Origin of the sequence: Clostridium sp. HCP1S3_C6 (assembly GCF_052066735.1) — a bacterium.
Taxonomy (GTDB): Bacteria; Bacillota; Clostridia; order Clostridiales; family Clostridiaceae; genus Clostridium.
Window position 1 is genome coordinate 1 of sequence record NZ_JBQHRN010000043.1, and the last position, 17,631, is coordinate 17,631.

At 29.6% G+C, this 17,631-nt stretch carries 12 protein-coding genes, 4 tRNA genes and 1 rRNA gene; 1 reads left to right on the forward strand and 16 read right to left on the reverse strand.

Going from position 1 to position 17,631, the window contains the following annotated elements:
* Window positions 1-89 (reverse strand): 16S ribosomal RNA (locus tag ACTNAO_RS11770); the annotation flags it as partial.
* 465 nt (window positions 90-554) lie between these two features.
* Between ACTNAO_RS11770 and ACTNAO_RS11775 the strand changes: the two genes are divergently transcribed.
* Window positions 555-1,550 (forward strand): DUF5050 domain-containing protein, encoded by a 996-nt coding sequence (locus ACTNAO_RS11775; protein WP_441025710.1) that lies wholly within the window; start codon window positions 555-557, stop codon window positions 1,548-1,550.
* A gap of 44 nt (window positions 1,551-1,594) precedes the next feature.
* On the opposite strand, the gene murD is transcribed toward ACTNAO_RS11775, so the two are convergent.
* The 15 genes from murD to ACTNAO_RS11850 all read right to left on the reverse strand — a co-directional run bounded on the left by murD (window position 1,595) and on the right by ACTNAO_RS11850 (window position 17,598).
* Window positions 1,595-2,974, reverse strand: coding sequence for a UDP-N-acetylmuramoyl-L-alanine--D-glutamate ligase (murD, locus tag ACTNAO_RS11780; protein WP_441025707.1), 1,380 nt, complete (start codon window positions 2,972-2,974; stop codon window positions 1,595-1,597).
* A 14-nt stretch (window positions 2,975-2,988) separates the two neighbouring features.
* On the reverse strand, window positions 2,989-4,380 hold the full coding sequence (locus ACTNAO_RS11785; protein WP_441025704.1) for a glycine--tRNA ligase: 1,392 nt from the start codon (window positions 4,378-4,380) through the stop codon (window positions 2,989-2,991).
* A 302-nt stretch (window positions 4,381-4,682) separates the two neighbouring features.
* Window positions 4,683-4,757 (reverse strand) — tRNA-Asn (locus tag ACTNAO_RS11790).
* A 30-nt stretch (window positions 4,758-4,787) separates the two neighbouring features.
* Window positions 4,788-4,862, reverse strand: a tRNA-Asn gene (locus tag ACTNAO_RS11795).
* A gap of 212 nt (window positions 4,863-5,074) precedes the next feature.
* Window positions 5,075-6,583 (reverse strand): lysine--tRNA ligase, encoded by a 1,509-nt coding sequence (gene lysS, locus ACTNAO_RS11800; RefSeq protein ID WP_441025702.1) that lies wholly within the window; start codon window positions 6,581-6,583, stop codon window positions 5,075-5,077.
* A 13-nt stretch (window positions 6,584-6,596) separates the two neighbouring features.
* Window positions 6,597-7,079, reverse strand: coding sequence for a transcription elongation factor GreA (greA, locus tag ACTNAO_RS11805; RefSeq protein WP_441025700.1), 483 nt, complete (start codon window positions 7,077-7,079; stop codon window positions 6,597-6,599).
* Window positions 7,080-7,187: 108 nt separating this feature from the next.
* The gene (gene dusB, locus ACTNAO_RS11810) at window positions 7,188-8,153 is read right to left on the reverse strand and encodes a tRNA dihydrouridine synthase DusB (protein WP_441025697.1); all 966 of its coding nucleotides are present in this window, start codon (window positions 8,151-8,153) and stop codon (window positions 7,188-7,190) included.
* Window positions 8,154-8,157: 4 nt separating this feature from the next.
* Window positions 8,158-8,937 (reverse strand): type III pantothenate kinase, encoded by a 780-nt coding sequence (locus tag ACTNAO_RS11815; protein ID WP_441025694.1) that lies wholly within the window; start codon window positions 8,935-8,937, stop codon window positions 8,158-8,160.
* A 187-nt stretch (window positions 8,938-9,124) separates the two neighbouring features.
* Window positions 9,125-10,795, reverse strand: a complete 1,671-nt coding sequence (locus ACTNAO_RS11820; protein WP_441025692.1) for a formate--tetrahydrofolate ligase — start codon at window positions 10,793-10,795, stop codon at window positions 9,125-9,127.
* A gap of 175 nt (window positions 10,796-10,970) precedes the next feature.
* Window positions 10,971-12,806 (reverse strand): ATP-dependent zinc metalloprotease FtsH, encoded by a 1,836-nt coding sequence (gene ftsH / locus ACTNAO_RS11825; RefSeq protein ID WP_441025689.1) that lies wholly within the window; start codon window positions 12,804-12,806, stop codon window positions 10,971-10,973.
* Window positions 12,807-12,857: 51 nt separating this feature from the next.
* Window positions 12,858-13,397: a hypoxanthine phosphoribosyltransferase gene (hpt, locus tag ACTNAO_RS11830; RefSeq protein ID WP_441025686.1), complete on the reverse strand. Its 540-nt coding sequence runs from the start codon at window positions 13,395-13,397 to the stop codon at window positions 12,858-12,860.
* Between the two features lie 2 nt (window positions 13,398-13,399).
* On the reverse strand, window positions 13,400-14,809 hold the full coding sequence (tilS, locus tag ACTNAO_RS11835) for a tRNA lysidine(34) synthetase TilS (protein ID WP_441025683.1): 1,410 nt from the start codon (window positions 14,807-14,809) through the stop codon (window positions 13,400-13,402).
* Window positions 14,810-14,897: 88 nt separating this feature from the next.
* On the reverse strand, window positions 14,898-17,276 hold the full coding sequence (gene spoIIE, locus ACTNAO_RS11840; RefSeq protein WP_441025680.1) for a stage II sporulation protein E: 2,379 nt from the start codon (window positions 17,274-17,276) through the stop codon (window positions 14,898-14,900).
* Between the two features lie 153 nt (window positions 17,277-17,429).
* A tRNA-Leu gene (locus ACTNAO_RS11845) sits at window positions 17,430-17,518 on the reverse strand.
* A gap of 3 nt (window positions 17,519-17,521) precedes the next feature.
* Window positions 17,522-17,598 (reverse strand) — tRNA-Met (locus ACTNAO_RS11850).
* Window positions 17,599-17,631: the final 33 nt, after the last annotated feature.

Consider the following 17,631-nt stretch of genomic DNA (forward strand, 5'->3'; position numbering starts at 1 on the left):
ATTCTCCGAAGAGAATTTCATCGCTCGACTTGCATGTGTTAAGCACGCCGCCAGCGTTCGTCCTGAGCCAGGATCAAACTCTCAATAAAAAGTTTGATTCTAAGTCTTATTTCTAAGACCGCTCATAAAACTTACTAATAAAAGAATTGCTGGTTCTTAACTTATTACTCTGTTCAATTTTCAAAGATCAACTAGTCATTTCAGACCGCCATATTATAATATCATCAACAATTCGTATTGTCAACAAGTTTTTTTAATTTTTACTCATTCACAAATGAACTCTTGCGCTGACGACAGAACCTATAATAACATTTTTTTAAAAAATTATATATCCATCATACTTGAGTATAAAAAAATATTTTAAATTCTCTTCTATTTTCTCTTTTTTTCTTTTATATTTTATTAATGACACGCCAGGATATGTTATTGAATTTATTAAATAAAAATATAAAATAACATATATATTTTTACTTTTATTCATTAATTACTTTACTCTTTTTGTCATTTATTTTATTATTTAAGTATACCTATGATATTATAAAGGAGGGGAAATTTTGAATAAAAAAGCAACATTAGCATTTTTACTTGCAACTTCTGCATTTTTCATTATGGGATGTAGCAACAATTCAGAAAATAATTCAACTAAAACTTCAAATGATTTAACTTATTCAAAACCATCTTATAACACATTAAAGCGTCCTTTTGTACTAAGCAATTCAACTTTTACAAAATGTCCTTTTGTTATAAAAGATAATTCAATTATTTTTCCTAATACAAATGATGAAAACAGGATATCTTATATAGACTCTACATTTAACAATAATATTATAAATACAAGCGATGTAAAAGATTTTATAAATTTGTCTACAGATGATTTATGCATCTCCAATAACACAATATATTTTTCAAATATTTCAAAAGGGAACAGATTAAGCTCAACAAATTTTAATAGTAAAACAGAAGAAATAATTTCAGAAGATAATGTATCAAATTTAGTTGCAGTAGATAACTTAATATATTACATAAATAATACAGATTCAAAACACCTTTATGTATATGATACTAATACTAAAAAAACAACTCTTATTTCTGATAATACGTTTAATAATTTTATTATTAATGGTGATTTTATACTGTTTCAAAATCCAAATGACCAATTCAAATTATATAAAGTAAGAATTGATGGTAGCGAAACCGAAAAAATAACGGACTTTTCTGTCGATAGTTATGTAATCCATGAAAATGTTATATTAGCCATAAATTCATCAGACAATAACAATTTATATTCAATTGATCCTTCAAATTTAAAAGCCACTAGACTGTTTTTAATGAATGGAGAAAATTTAAAAGCATTTAACGGAAAATTATATTTTATAAATTGTGATGATTCTAATTACTTATATACATTAAATGTTAACTTAGCTGATTCTACATGTACATCAAATGCACTTATCAAGGATTCAATAAGCGATTATTACCTTAATGAAAAGGGGATTTTCGTTAATAAAAACATCACTCCTAATAACATTTCTTATAAATCCTACAATTAGCATATAAAAAAATAAGGAGCTTATTAGCCCCTTATTTTTTATGTTTATTTTAAACCTTTGACAATTTCCTTAAATTTTCGTCCTCTTACCGCAAAGTTTGGGAACATATCAAAAGCCGCACAAGCAGGTGAAAGAGTAACTATATCTCCCTTTTGTGCAATTTCCCTTGCCTTGTTTACAGCTTCTTCTAAAGAAGAAACCTCTACAATATTAACCTTAATATTCTTATCTTCATAAAGCTTTTTAAAGGCAAATTTAATTTTATCCTTTGTTGCACCTAAAAGAATTAATTCTTTTATATATGGATATCCCTCATATGCTAAAGGCTCAAAAGGTATATGTTTGTCATAACCACCAGCAATAACTATAACCTTGGTATCAAAGGCCCTAAGACCTGCAAGTGTTCTTGTAGGACTTGAGGCAATAGAATCGTTATAATATTTAACACCATCAAGTTCTCTTACAAGCTCACATCTATGCTCTACACCTGCGAATGTAGTAGCCACCTTCTTCATTGATTCCTTAGAAACCTCATCTTTTGTTGCGATAAATGCAGCCAAATAATTTTCTACATTATGCATACCTTTTATTACAATTTCATCCTTCTTACAAACAGCTTCTCCATCAACAAATAATGTTCCATCTTTATAATAAGCTCCATTTTTAACTTCTCTCTTTGAACTGAATTCTCTAACTTCGCCCTTGGCTTCTTCTTCAAAAGAATAAGTTATTTCATTTTCTCTATTAACAACTAAAATATCATTTGAATTTTGATACAAGAAGATATTTTTCTTTGCATCAATATATTCTTGCATATCCTTATGCATATCTAAATGATTAGGCGCTAAATTTGTACATATAGCTACATCTATTGGAAGATTCATTGTCATTAATTGAAAGCTTGATAATTCTAATACAACCTTATCAGTATCTTTTATATCTTCTATTTGTGCAAATAGAGGAGTACCAATATTGCCTCCAACCCATGTTGTATATCCTTCTTCTTTTAATAATTTAGATATTATAGTTGTTGTTGTTGTCTTTCCGTCACTACCAGTAACAGCATATATCTTTCCTTTGCAATATCTAACAAACTCTTCCATCTCGGATGTTATATACGCGCCTTCATTCTTAGCTTTGACTAATGCTTCACTATCAATTCTCATTGAAGGAGTTTTAAATACTACATCAAATCCTGTAAGTTTTTCTAGATAACCTTCACCTAAGTTAAGAATAACTCCGATATTTTTAAATTTTTGTGCAATTTCGCCTAGTTGACTTTCTGTTTTCTTATCAAAAGCAGAAACTTTAGCTCCAAGCTTAACTAAAAATTCAATTAATGGTATATTAGAAACTCCTATACCTACTACAGCTACCTTTTTATTGTTTATATATTTTTTAAATTCATTAAAATCTTTTTTCATTTTAATGCCCCCAATTAGAATATTAAGCTTTTTTCAATATATGACTCTAATTCACTTATTTTAACTCTATCTTGTTTCATTGTATCTCTATCTCTTACAGTTACACATCCATCATTTTCTGTATCAAAATCTACAGTTATGCAATATGGTGTTCCTATTTCATCTTGTCTTCTATATCTCTTACCTATGCTTCCACCTTCATCATATTCCACGTTAAATTTCTTTGCTAATTCTCCATATACTTCTAAAGCTTTGTCAGATAACTTTTTAGATAAAGGTAAAATAGCAGCTTTATATGGCGCTAATGCTGGATGAATATGCATTACAGTTCTAATATCTCCACCTTCTAATTCTTCTTCATCATATGCTTCTACTAAAAATGCTAATGCAACTCTATCAGCACCTAATGATGGTTCTATAACATATGGAATATATTTTTCATTTGTATTTGGATCTAAATATGTTAAATCTTGTCCTGAATGCTCTTGGTGTTTACTTAAATCATAATCAGTTCTGTCTGCTATGCCCCAAAGTTCACCCCATCCAAATGGGAATAAATATTCTATATCTGATGTAGCTTTTGAATAGAAGGATAATTCTTCTTTACTATGATCTCTCATTCTAACATTATCTTCGTTTATTCCTAAGTTAAGTAAGAATTGCCAACAATATTTTCTCCAATATTCAAACCATTCCAAGTCTGTATCCGGTTTACAGAAAAATTCTAATTCCATTTGTTCAAATTCTCTTGTTCTAAATGTAAAATTACCTGGAGTTATTTCATTTCTAAAAGACTTTCCTATTTGACCAATACCAAATGGAACTTTCTTTCTAGTTGTTCTTTGTACAGCTTTAAAATTAACAAATATACCCTGAGCTGTTTCTGGTCTTAAATATATTTCATTTTTTGCATCTTCTGTAACACCTGCATAAGTTTTAAACATCAAGTTAAATTTTCTTATATCAGTATAATTCATTTTACCGCATTTAGGGCAAACTATATTATGTTCTTCAATATAACTTTTTAATTGTTCATTAGTCCATCCATCTGCTGAAGCAACTTCTGCTCCATTTTCTGTCATATAATCTTCTACAAGCTTATCAGCTCTAAATCTAGATTTACATTCTTTACAGTCCATTAATGGATCTGAAAAACCACCAACATGTCCTGAAGCAACCCATACTTCTCTGTTCATTAAAATAGCACTATCAAGACCAACGTTATAAGGGCTCTCTTGAACAAATTTTTTCCACCAAGCTTTTTTTACATTATTTTTAAATTCAACTCCAAGTGGGCCATAATCCCAAGCATTTGCCAAGCCACCATATATATCTGAACCAGGGAATATAAATCCTCTATTCTTGCAAAGAGCAACTATCTTATCCATTGTTTTTTTAACCGCCATATTTTTTACCTCCAAAATTTTATATATAAAAAAAGAGCCTTAAAACCTAAAGGGACGAAATTAACTTCCGCGGTTCCACCCTTCTTGGCATAAGCCCAACTTTAAAAAGCGCATTCAAAAGTTCCATTCACCTTATAGCTATAATATCTTACACCTACCGATACCTCTCTAAAATAACACAAAAGACTACTCCTCTTTCTCTTCATGCATATTAATTTATATAAATAATTTTATCAAATGTTAAATATATGTCAAGACTTTTATAAAAAAAGCAATGGAAAATCCATTGCTTAAATATTATGTGGCTCCGCGAAGAGGGCTCGAACCTCCAACCTATCGGTTAACAGCCGAGTGCTCCACCATTGAGCTATCGCGGAATATTATATGCATACTAACGTTATAAAAAATGGCTCCGCGAAGAGGGCTCGAACCTCCAACCTATCGGTTAACAGCCGAGTGCTCCACCATTGAGCTATCGCGGAACGTTAGCACATTGATTATTATATCAGCTTTAAAATAAAATGCAAGTACTTTTGCATATTTTTTTTAATTTTTTTATTAATTTTTTTTCATTGCTTTAAATGCGTAATATTAACCTCTTATTACAATTTCAAAAATGGACAGTTTTCATTTGAAAGCCGCCCATTTTTCTAATTTTCCTTAGTTAAATTAAACTATATATATATTAAACATACTACTTATCTAATGGTTTCATTGTAGGGAATAATAATACATCTCTTATTGATGCTGAATCAGTTAAGAACATAATAAGTCTATCTATACCCATTCCAAGACCACCTGTAGGAGGCATACCAGTTTCTAATGCACTCATGAAATCTTCATCAATAACATAAGCTTCATCATCACCTAATTCTCTTGATTTAGCTTGTTGTTCAAATCTTTGTCTTTGAACTATAGGATCATTAAGTTCTGAATATGCATTACATATTTCTCTACCAAACACAAATCCTTCAAATCTTTCAGTAAACATTTCATTTCCTCTCTTTTTCTTAGTTAAAGGAGAAATTTCTACTGGATAATCACACACAAATGTTGGTTGAATCATATTTTCTTCGCCAAATTCTTCATATAATGCATTTAATACTTCACCTTTTGTTACTGTATTTAAAGGCTTAGGAAATTCTAAGTTCTTTTCCTTTGCAATTTTTTGAGCTTCTTCATCAGTTACTATTTCATTAAAGTCTACACCTGCATATTCCTTTACAGCATCAACCATAGTTATTCTTCTCCATGGTGGCTTAAAGTCTATTTCTGTTCCTTGATAAGTAACTTTAGTTGTTCCATTTACCTTTTCACATACATAAGCAACTAAATTTTCAGTTATTTCCATCATATCATTGTAATCTGAATATGCTTCATATAATTCAATACATGTAAATTCTGGATTATGTCTTATATCCATTCCTTCATTTCTGAAGTTTCTTCCCATTTCATATACTTTTTCAAATCCTGCAACTATTAATCTCTTTAAATAAAGTTCAGTAGCTATTCTTAAGTACATGTCAATGTTTAATGTATTATGATGAGTAATAAATGGTCTTGCTGCTGCGCCACCTGCTATAGCTCCAAGAATTGGAGTTTCCACCTCTAAGAACCCTTTATTATCTAAGAATTCTCTAATAGCTGAAATTATTTGGCTTCTTTTAATAAAAGTATTTTTAACTTCTGGATTAGTAATTATATCTACTTCTCTTTGTCTATATCTTAGATCTGGGTCTTTTAAACCATGCCACTTTTCTGGTAATGGCTTTAAAGATTTACTTATAAGTTTAAATTCATTTACATTTACAGTTACTTCTTCTGTTCTAGTTTTAAACACTTCACCTTTAGCCCAAATTATATCACCAATGTCAAAGCTTTTATATTCTTTAAGATTATCTTCTCCAACTTTATCTATCTTTAAAAATAATTGAATTTTACCATCTTTATCATGAATATCTGAGAATACTACTTTTCCTTGACCTCTTTTTGACATTATTCTTCCAGCAACAGAAACTTCTTTTCCTTCTAATTCATCATAATTTGATTTTACAGCTTCTGATGTATGGCTTCTTTCTACTTTATAAACATCAAAAGGATCCTTTCCTTGCTTTTTTAATTCCTCAAGCTTTTCTCTTCTAAGTTGCTCTTGTTCACTAAACTTAGATTCTAACTCTTGCATATTCATTTCTTCAGTTGACATTAATATCCCTCCGTTACACTCTTCTTATATCAAGTATTTCAAATTTACTAACTCCATCTGGAACTGGTATTTCAACAATCTCTCCTATTTTCTTACCTATTAGCCCTTTTCCAACAGGTGATTCATTAGAAATTTTAAAGTTCATTGGATCTGCTTCTGCTGAACCTACAATTGAATATTCAACTTCTTCATCAAAATCATAATCCTTAACTTTAACTATTGAACCTACAGAAACAGTATCTTTAGGCATATCAGATTCATCTACAACAGTAGCATTCTTTAACATATTTTCAATTTGTAATATTCTACCTTCTGTAAATGCTTGCTCATTTTTAGCTTCATCATATTCTGAATTTTCACTTAAATCTCCGTATCCTAAAGCTACTTTTATCTTTTCAGTAATTTCTCTTCTTTTAGTTGTTTTTAAATATTCTAATTCATCCTCTAGTTTTTTTACACCTTCATATGTCATTACAAATTTTTTTGATTCGCTCATATCTTGTACTCCCCTTTAGCAACCTATTTTCAATTTATTCCTTGAAATCATTTAAATTATTATAAATCAGCATACTTAATCTGTCAACAAATTAACTTATAATGGATATCAAAATTGATTTTTATAATCGTTAAACACCTTAAATATTTCACTGCTATTTTCTAGAGTATTAACTAAATTTCTAATCTCTGTACATCCTTTTAAGCCCTTAATATACCACGAAGAATGCTTTCGCATTTCTCTTATAGCTTTATATTCCCCATCATATTTAATGGCAAGAGCATAATGCCTTAAACACATATCTATTTTTTCTTGTGGTGTTATAGTTATGGATCCGTTTTTATCAAAGGCCGATTTTATTTCTTTAAAAATCCATGGATTTCCCATACTACCTCTAGCAACCATTATAGCATCGCAATTAGTTATTTCTTTCATTTTTAAAGCATCAGTTGCACAAAAAATATCTCCATTTCCTATTACAGGTATAGAAACAGCTTCCTTAACCTTTTTTATTATTTGCCAATCAGCTTTTCCTTCATACATTTGCTTTTTAGTCCTTCCATGAACAGCAATTGCATCTGCCCCAGCATATTCAAGTCTTTTAGCAAATTCAATTGCATTTACATGTTCTTCGTCAAATCCTTTTCTGAATTTTACTGTTATGGGCTTTTTAGACACCTTTTTTATTTCTCTTACAATTTCTTCAGCCAAATCTGGTTCCTTCATTAACGCAGATCCTTCACCGTTTTTAACTATCTTATTAGCTGGGCATCCCATATTAATATCTATTATGCAAATATCATCTCTATCATTTAATTGTTCTTCACATATTGTGGCCATTATTTTTGGGTCTCTGCCAAAAATTTGAGCTGCTACTGGTTTTTCTTCGTCAGCTATCTTTAGAAGTTTTTTTGTTTTGTCATTATTATAGTATAAAGCTCTTGCACTAACCATTTCGGTATATACAAGTTCACACCCCATTTCCTTACATAAGCCTCTAAATGATATATCAGTAACTCCAGCCATAGGCGCTAAAAATATTCCATTTTTGAATTCTAAATTAGATATTTTCATATTTTCACTCCACATTTTTGTAGTATATCATCTTAAGTCCTTCTAATGTCAAGTCTGAATCTACTTTATCAATTGCATCAGTTTCTTTTGCAATTAATTTTGCAAGGCCCCCTGTTGCTACAACTAAAGGTTCATCGTCAATTACTTTTTTCATTTCTTTCTTCATCTTTGAAACTATATATTCAACTTGGCCTATATATCCATAAAGAATTCCTGCCTGCATACTTGTAACAGTATTTTTGCATATAACACTTTTAGGAAGTTCAAGTTCAACCCTTGGAAGTTTTGCAGCCCTATCAAATAGTGCATCTGATGATATCTTAATTCCTGGCACAATACATCCTCCTAAATAATCACCATTTTTAGTTAGTGCGCAAAATGTAGTTGCAGTACCAAAATCGATTATTACAAGGGATTTCTTATATATTTCAAATGCCGCCACAGCATTTACTATTCTATCTGCACCAACTTCCTTTGGATTATCATATTTTATATTTATACCAGTTTTCACTCCAGGTCCCACTATAATAGGTTCTATATTAAAGCATTTTTTTAGCATATTTTCTAATGAATGCATAACATTAGGAACTACTGATGATACAATTATTCCTTTTATGTCTTTAGGCATTAAATTACTTTGAGCAAACAACTGCATAACTTGTATACTATACTCATCTGATGTCTTCTTAGGATCTGTAGAAATACGCCAACTTGCAATATAATCTTTTCCGTTATGCACTCCAAGTACAATATTGGTATTTCCAACGTCAACAAGTAAAACCATAAAACACCACCTTAATATTTTTACTTTTGTGTATTTAAAATTAAAAGCAGCTTAAGGGCCGCTTTTATATTTTACCACCAATCTAAATTTTTACACTCTTATTTTAGCAAGTAAGTACAATTTGTCAAGACACAGTAAAAAAGTGGCATAGCCACTTTTTTTATGTATAAAATTATTGTAAATATTTCTAGAATAATCCTACTATTTCTCCATTTTCAAGTATATCCATTTTATTAGCAGCAGGTACTTTTGGTAAGCCTGGCATTGTCATAACATTACCTGTTAGTGCAACAATAAATCCTGCTCCATTTGAAACTCTAACTTCTCTAACAGTAATATTAAATCCTTCAGGCTTAGCAAGTAATTCTGGATTATCTGATAAAGAATATTGTGTTTTAGCCATACAAATTGGTAATTTATCTAAATTAAATTTTTCTAATTCGGCAATTTGTTTTTTAGCTGCTACAGTATATGTAACTCCATCTGCCCCATATATTTCTTTAGCAATTTTTAATATTTTGTCTTGAATACTTTCTTTTGAATCATATATTGGAGCAAAATCAGATTTTTCATTTTCTAATACATCTAAAACAGTATCTGCTAATTCTAGGCCACCTTCGCCACCTTTCGCCCATACATCTGATAACGCAACCTTAACTCCTTGTTTTTCACAAAATTCCTTAATAAATTTAACTTCTTCATCACTATCAGAAACAAATTTATTTATTGCAACAACTACTGGCACATTAAATTTCTTTATATTTTCTATTTGCTTTTCAAGATTAGCAACACCTTTTTTAAGTGCTTCTACATTAGGTGTATTTAAATCTTCCTTTGAAACTCCACCATGATGTTTTAAAGCTCTTATTGTTGCGACTATAACAACGCAGTCTGGATTTAAATTTCCATATCTACATTTTATATCTAAGAATTTTTCTGCACCAAGATCTGCACCAAAACCAGCTTCTGTTATAGCAATGTCAGATAATTTTAATGCAAGTTTTGTAGCTAAAATTGAATTACAACCATGTGCAATATTAGCAAATGGACCCCCATGAATAATTGCTGGAGTATTTTCTAGTGTTTGTACTAAATTAGGCTTTATAGCATCTTTCATAAGTAATGCCATTGCACCATTTACTTCAAGTTCCTTAGCATATACAGGTTCCCCATCTAAGTTATATCCAATAACTATATTTCCCATTCTTTCTTTTAAATCTTTAAGACTTGTAGCTAAGCATAATATAGCCATAATTTCTGAAGCAACTGTTATCATGAATCCATCTTCTCTAACAAATCCATTAGCCTTACCGCCCATTCCTACAACTACGTTTCTTAAAGCTCTATCATTCATATCCATAACTCTCTTAAAAGTTATTCTTCTTGAATCTATTCTTAATTTATTTCCTTGATGAATATGATTATCTATAGCTGCACATAACAAATTATTAGCAGATGTTATAGCATGCATATCACCAGTGAAATGTAAATTTATATCTTCCATTGGTACTACTTGTGCATAACCGCCTCCTGCAGCACCTCCCTTAATACCAAATACAGGTCCGAGTGATGGTTCTCTAAGTGCTATTATTGCATTTTTACCTTTTTTACATAATGCTTGTCCAAGTCCAACTGTTACTGTTGATTTACCTTCTCCTGCTGGTGTAGGATTAATTGCAGTAACTAATACTAATTTACCATCCTTATCATTTTTATGATTATTTAATACATCTAATGAAATTTTACATTTATACTTACCGTATAATTCAATATCATCTTCAGATAAATTGATTTTTTGCGCTATTTTAACAATAGGTTCCATTTTAGCCTCTTGCGCTATTTGTATATCACTTTTCATCTTTTATATATTCACTCTCCTATGTATTTGATAAAAGTAATTCCTACTTTTCTGAATAACAATAAGATTATATCATTTTTATATAACAATTAAAAGTCCTACCTTATTCATTCACTTGCAAGCTTTTTTTTAAAAAAGACCTTAAGTCAATCAAATTAACTTAAGGTCTAGTAATTTATTCTTTATTTAAATTTATATTTGTACCTGGTACTGAATCAAATATTCTTTTAAATTCTTCTCCATCAATTTTTTCTTTTTCAATTAACGCCTTAGAAACTGCATGTAACCTATTAATATTATCAGTCAATATTTTTTCAGCTCTATTATAAGCTTCATCAATAAGACTCTTAACTTCTTTATCTATCTTAGCACCGATTTCTTCACTAAAATCTCTTCCTTTTCCAAGATCTCTTCCTAAGAATATCTCACCACTAGGTTCAGAGTTATATGATATAGTTCCTATAGTATCACTCATACCATATTCCATTACCATACTTCTTGCAATAGAACTTGCTCTATCAATATCATTTTTAGCTCCAGTACTAATATCTCCTATTACAAGCTTTTCAGCTACTCTACCTCCTAAAAGTCCTACCATTTCATCTTTTAGTCTTGACTTAGATGTATATGATCTATCTTTTGTTGGTAGATTTAATGTATAACCACCAGCTCTTCCTCTTGGTATTATAGATATTTCATGAACTGGATCCGCATGTTCTAAAAGATTCATTACTACAGCATGCCCTGCTTCATGATATGCTGTTAATCTTTTGTCTTCTTCTGTTATAACTTTACTCTTCTTCTCGGGTCCTGCAATTACCCTTGTTATTGCCTCTTCCATATCAACCATAGAAATTTGCTTTTTGCCTTTTCTAACAGCAAGAAGAGCAGCTTCATTTGTTAAATTTTCTAAGTCAGCGCCACAAAATCCAGGTGTCATTTTTGCTAATACATCTAAATGTACATCTTCTCCTAAAGGCTTCTTCCTAGTATGAACCTTTAAAATTTCCTCTCTTCCTTTTACATCAGGAGATCCAACTACAATTTGTCTATCGAATCTACCTGGTCTTAAAAGTGCAGGATCTAATATATCAGGTCTGTTAGTAGCAGCCACCATAATAATACCTTCATTAACTCCAAATCCATCCATTTCAACTAGCAATTGATTTAAAGTTTGTTCACGTTCATCATGACCTCCACCAAGTCCTGCTCCTCTTTGTCTACCTACAGCATCAATTTCATCAATAAAAATTATACACGGAGCATTTTTCTTAGCTTCGCTAAATAAATCTCTTACTCTTGAAGCACCTACACCAACAAACATCTCAACAAAATCAGATCCAGATATACTAAAAAATGGGACCTTAGCTTCTCCTGATATAGCTTTAGCAAGTAATGTTTTACCTGTACCTGGAGGTCCTACTAATAATATTCCTTTTGGAATTCTAGCTCCCATTTCAATATATTTAGCAGGTTCTCTTAAAAAGTCTACAATTTCAGCAAGTTCTTCTTTTTCTTCATCTGCTCCTGCAACATCTTTAAATGTAATTTTTTGAGAATCAGGATCAGCAAGTTTTGCTCTACTCTTACCAAAGTTCATGGCACTTCTTCCACTGCCACCACCTTGTGCTTGTTGCATAAAAATAAAAAATATAAAGAATCCTACAATAGCTACAAGTACAATAGGTATAATAGTAAGCCACATAGAAGTATTAGATGGCGGAACAAATTCCACCTTAACATTGGCATTTGGATTTTTATTCATAAGTGACACTAATGATTCCTTTAAAGCATAAGTTCTAAATGTCTTATTTTCATTAGTTATGCCTTCTATCATCATTTTATTTTCATTGTATACAATGCTACTTATATCATTATCATTCCACTTTTGTTCAAAATCACTATATGGCAGTGTATTAGCGGTATTACCATTAGTAGTTAATGTTATTGCACATAACGTTAATATTACTAATAAAACTATACATATAGCTGAACTAGAATTTTTTTTCATTAATATCCCCCTCTCGCAATTATCAATTATTTTTACTAAATTTATAAATTTCTATTTGTTATAAACTTCAGGTTTCAATATTCCTATATAAGGTAAATTCCTATATTTTTCAGCATAATCAAGACCATATCCAACTAAAAATTCATTTGGCATTTTAAATCCAATATATTTTGCTTTAACATCTGTTTTTCTACCTTCTGGTTTATCTAACAATGCTACAACTTCAACTGAATTAACTTTTCTCTTCTTCAATTCACCTATTATATATTTCAAAGTAATTCCAGTATCAACAATATCTTCGACAATAAGAACATCCTTTCCTGCCACATCACAATCTACATCTTTTTTTATTTTTACAACTCCAGAAGATTCAGCACTATTTCCATAGCTAGATGCAGCCATAAAATCAATTTGACACGGAATAGATATGTTTTTTAATAAATCTGATGTAAATAAAACTGCACCTTTCAATATTCCAATGACTAATAAATCTTTTCCTTTGTAATCTTCGCTTATTTTACTTCCTAATTTTCTTGAAATTTCAAGAACATCTTCTTCTGATAATAGTACTTCTTTTATATCGTCTTTCATATTTATACCTCTCTATTTACAGTGATTTTTAATATTCTTTCTGTATTTGACGTTATTTTAAATTTATCACTAAGTTTCAAAGAAACAATCCATGCAATATCATTGTCAAATTGGATAATTGGTATATTATCACGCATTTCTTTAGGTACCTTCATATCTATAAATATGTCTTTTAATTTTTTACTACCATTCATTCCAAGAGGACAAATCTTATCACCATTTTTTCTTGTTCTAATTGTAATACTATCTTCTATGATATTATAATCAAAATATTTTATCAAATGATTTTTTTGATAATTTATATTTTTGTCACAAATCACTTCAAAATCAATTGAGTATTCACCATACTTTAACTTTTTACCAGAAATTTCATCCTTGTAAATCTTCACAATATTACTTTCATTTGTTTTATTATTGCACTTTTTTTGAATATAAATATCTTTATATACATTACTCACATACATATTGCCAGGTATATCTAGTTGCTTTCCAGTATCCATATTTTGAAGATTTATAATTTCAAATATATGTTTCATTTCTAAATCATATTTATTACCACTAATATATGATACTGCCCTTCTTAATATCCTTGTTAGAATAGGCTTATCAAGTTTAAATGCTTCTTTAAATATAATAATTTTATCTTTTTGCTCTTTTACAACATTATAATACTCATCTAACGCTTTTTTTTCTATATACTTATTATCTTCTTGAAGTAAAAGCGCCATTCTATTTATAGCTTCAATCACATCTTCATTAAAATTTTGTTTCATGTATGGTAATATATCAAGTCTAATTTTATTCCTACTGTATATTCTTTCCAAGTTAGTTTTATCTATACGTGGATTTAGCATATTTTTTTTACAATAAGCTTCAATTTCATCTCTTCTTAAAAATAAAATAGGCCTAATATATATATTATCTCTCTTAGCAAGTATTCCACCTAAACCTTCAAGCCCTGTGCCACGCATCATTCTCATTATAACAGTTTCTGCTTGATCATTTGCATTATGTGCAGTTGCTATTTTATTCATGTTATATTTTTTTAACACACAATTAAAAAAATCGTATCTAGCTTCTCTGCCTGCTGATTCAGATGACATTTTATTTATTTTTGCATAGCTTTTTATATCTACCTTTTTTGATACAAATTTAATGTTCATTTTTTCGCACATTTTCCTAGCATATTCTTCGTCTGCATCAGCTTCCACACCTCTAAGCATATGATTTACATGTGCTGCTATAATATTTATATTCATATAATCCTTAATTTCATTTAAAAGACTTAATAGACAAATTGAATCTGGACCTCCTGACAATCCTACTACTATGCCATCATTCTTATTAATAAGGTTATTTTCTATAATAAATTTTAAAAATCGTTTTTTTATATCAAACATATTATAATTCATTTATTAATTCCTCTATTTATTATTATTTACAAATACCCAAAATTAATCATACTCTCTTTTATTGTTTAAAACAATAGTTACATACTTTTTAATCAGCTAATATATCTGCTTGAATCTTACAAACTAAAACAGTCATATCGTCTTGTATATTCTTTCCACTTAATTCCTTGGCCTTTTCTAATATTTCAAGAGCCAATTTTTTAGGATCCTTTGTACATTGAACTAAATAATCTTCAAGCCATGTATAATCAAGCATATGATTTTTATCCACATCTACAATTCCATCACTAATCATAATTATTAAATCACCATTTTTTAATTTTATCTTCACTTTATCTATCTCAATTTTATCTACTGTTCCAAAGGGAGGCATATTAGATGATACTGCCTTTATATTTTTACCTCTTTTAATGAAACTGCTTATGGCTCCAACTTTTATAAATTCTGCCTCGCCAGAATATAAATCTATAATATTAAGATCTAATGTTGAAAATCTTTCATCTTCTTCAAACTTCATGGTCATTACATCATTTATCATATCTATGGCAACATCACTTTTAAATCCAGATTCCATATATTTCTCTATCATTTCTATAGTGGCTAGGCTCTGCTTAGAAGCTTGAGGTCCAAATCCCATTCCATCGCTTATAACATTTACATATTTGTCATTTGTGCATTTTTCAAAACTATAACTATCTCCTGAGCATCTTTCAGTACTCTTTGTACATACTGCAGCATATGATATAGCCTTAAATTTAGGTGCCTCAACAAATAAAATACTACACTCATTATTATCACGCTTAATTTTGCAACCACCTTCTCCTATTTCCATTTTTGTATTAATAATTTTATTTATTATAGGAAGCACTTCCTTATTACAATAGCTACTTCCTTGGCAATTTTCAAAAACAAGCTTTATATTACTTCGTATATTCTCATCTATATAACAAAATACTTTTTTAGGATATATCATATTTTTGTTTAACTCTTTCTTCAAAATGCGCTGCATATCATTATCTATTTTTATATTAGTATTAAAATCTTCTATCATTTCTTCTATAGAACTTGTAATACACCTTAGATGTTTTGCAGTCATCATTCTACCTTCTATTAATCTATTTTTATATATTTCATTGCTTTTTAATGATGTTACTAATGAATCTGCTCCCTTTATTAATTGAAATTTTTCAAAACATACTTTTTCTAATTGATGCGGAAACACTATTCTATTGTCTTCACAACTTTTTATAAGCTTTTCAAAAGAATTATATGTTACATTGAAATCCCTTTCCCAACAAGTTCTAGATCTTGTGCATTTTGAGCAGACTCTATTTGATAAATTTTCAATTAAACCTGCACTTTTACTTTTAAAATTTAAATTCTCATTTTCGCTCATATTATCAAGAGTTTTAAAAATACTTTCAATAGTGTTATTAAGTTTTTTAACTTTAATTGAAAATTGATTTTTAACTTCCTGCAATTCCAAATCATTTAATTTTTCATTTTTCTTTGAAGAATCAAGTTCACATTCTAACTTGATATATATTCTAGAGGGAATAATAAGAACAAGCACAGATACAACAAAACATTGAATTATTGAATATATTGATAACTGCTCAAAATAAATGCATATTGTTAAATAAGTTATCAAATATGCCAGTGCCACAAATTTTTTTCCAGCTTGCTTAAAAATGCCAGATATGAGACCTATCAAACCATAAAGTATTATCCCTTCTGTTAAATCTCCAGAACTTATTCCTACTATAATTCCCATTGTAATGCCTATAGTTGCACCAAATGTCGTTCCTCCAGTACAAGCAACAAGTAATACCATAAAAAATCCACTAATGCTTTGTATAGAAACATTGCTTATAAACAAATTTCTCATACCAGAAACCAAAAGACATATTATTATAGACATACTTAAAAAATCTTCTGCTGTAAAGAAATAATTATTATTAAATTCAATTAAACACTTAACACCATATTTAACTATATAATAAACAGGAATTATTACAGCAATATTAATTAATGATAGTGCCAAATCAACTTGATAATTATAATCTCTTAACATTACATAGCCCAAATAGCTTATTGCTACAAGAAAAAACATTACTTTTTCAGATACAACTATTTTACTTTTAATTACTGCAATAGAATATACTGCAACAACAATTAATTCTAATAAGACTGCATATTTTCCACTTATACTATCAATTACAGTAATATATCCGATAGAACATCCAAATGCACTCATTATAACATTCTTGCAATTTCTTTGCATAGAAGTTGCCATTAAATATGCTACTCCAAAAGGTGCTATACCAATGGTATTATTATTAAATAAAAGAACTACTCTACTTATTGATATACCTCCTAAAAACAACAATATCAATATAACAGTTTCTTTTTTAATTTCAACATTACTTTTTCTTTTGCACTCTAATACTTTACTTTGATACTGCATAACTCTCTCCCCTTTTTCCATTATATGTAAAATACATTATATCATATATTATAAAATTTATATGTCATTTTATAATATAAAGAGAGAAATACTTAAATTATTTATATAAAAACAATCATAAAAAAAGACTCAATGACAAAAATCATTGAGTCTTGGTGCCGAAGACCGGAATCGAACCGGTACGGTGTTTAACCACCGCAGGATTTTAAGTCCTGTGCGTCTGCCAGTTCCGCCACTTCGGCATATGGTAGCGGAAATAGGACTTGAACCTACGACCCTTCGGGTATGAACCGAATGCTCTAGCCAGCTGAGCTATTCCGCCAAATTATGGTTGCGGGGGCAGGACTCGAACCTA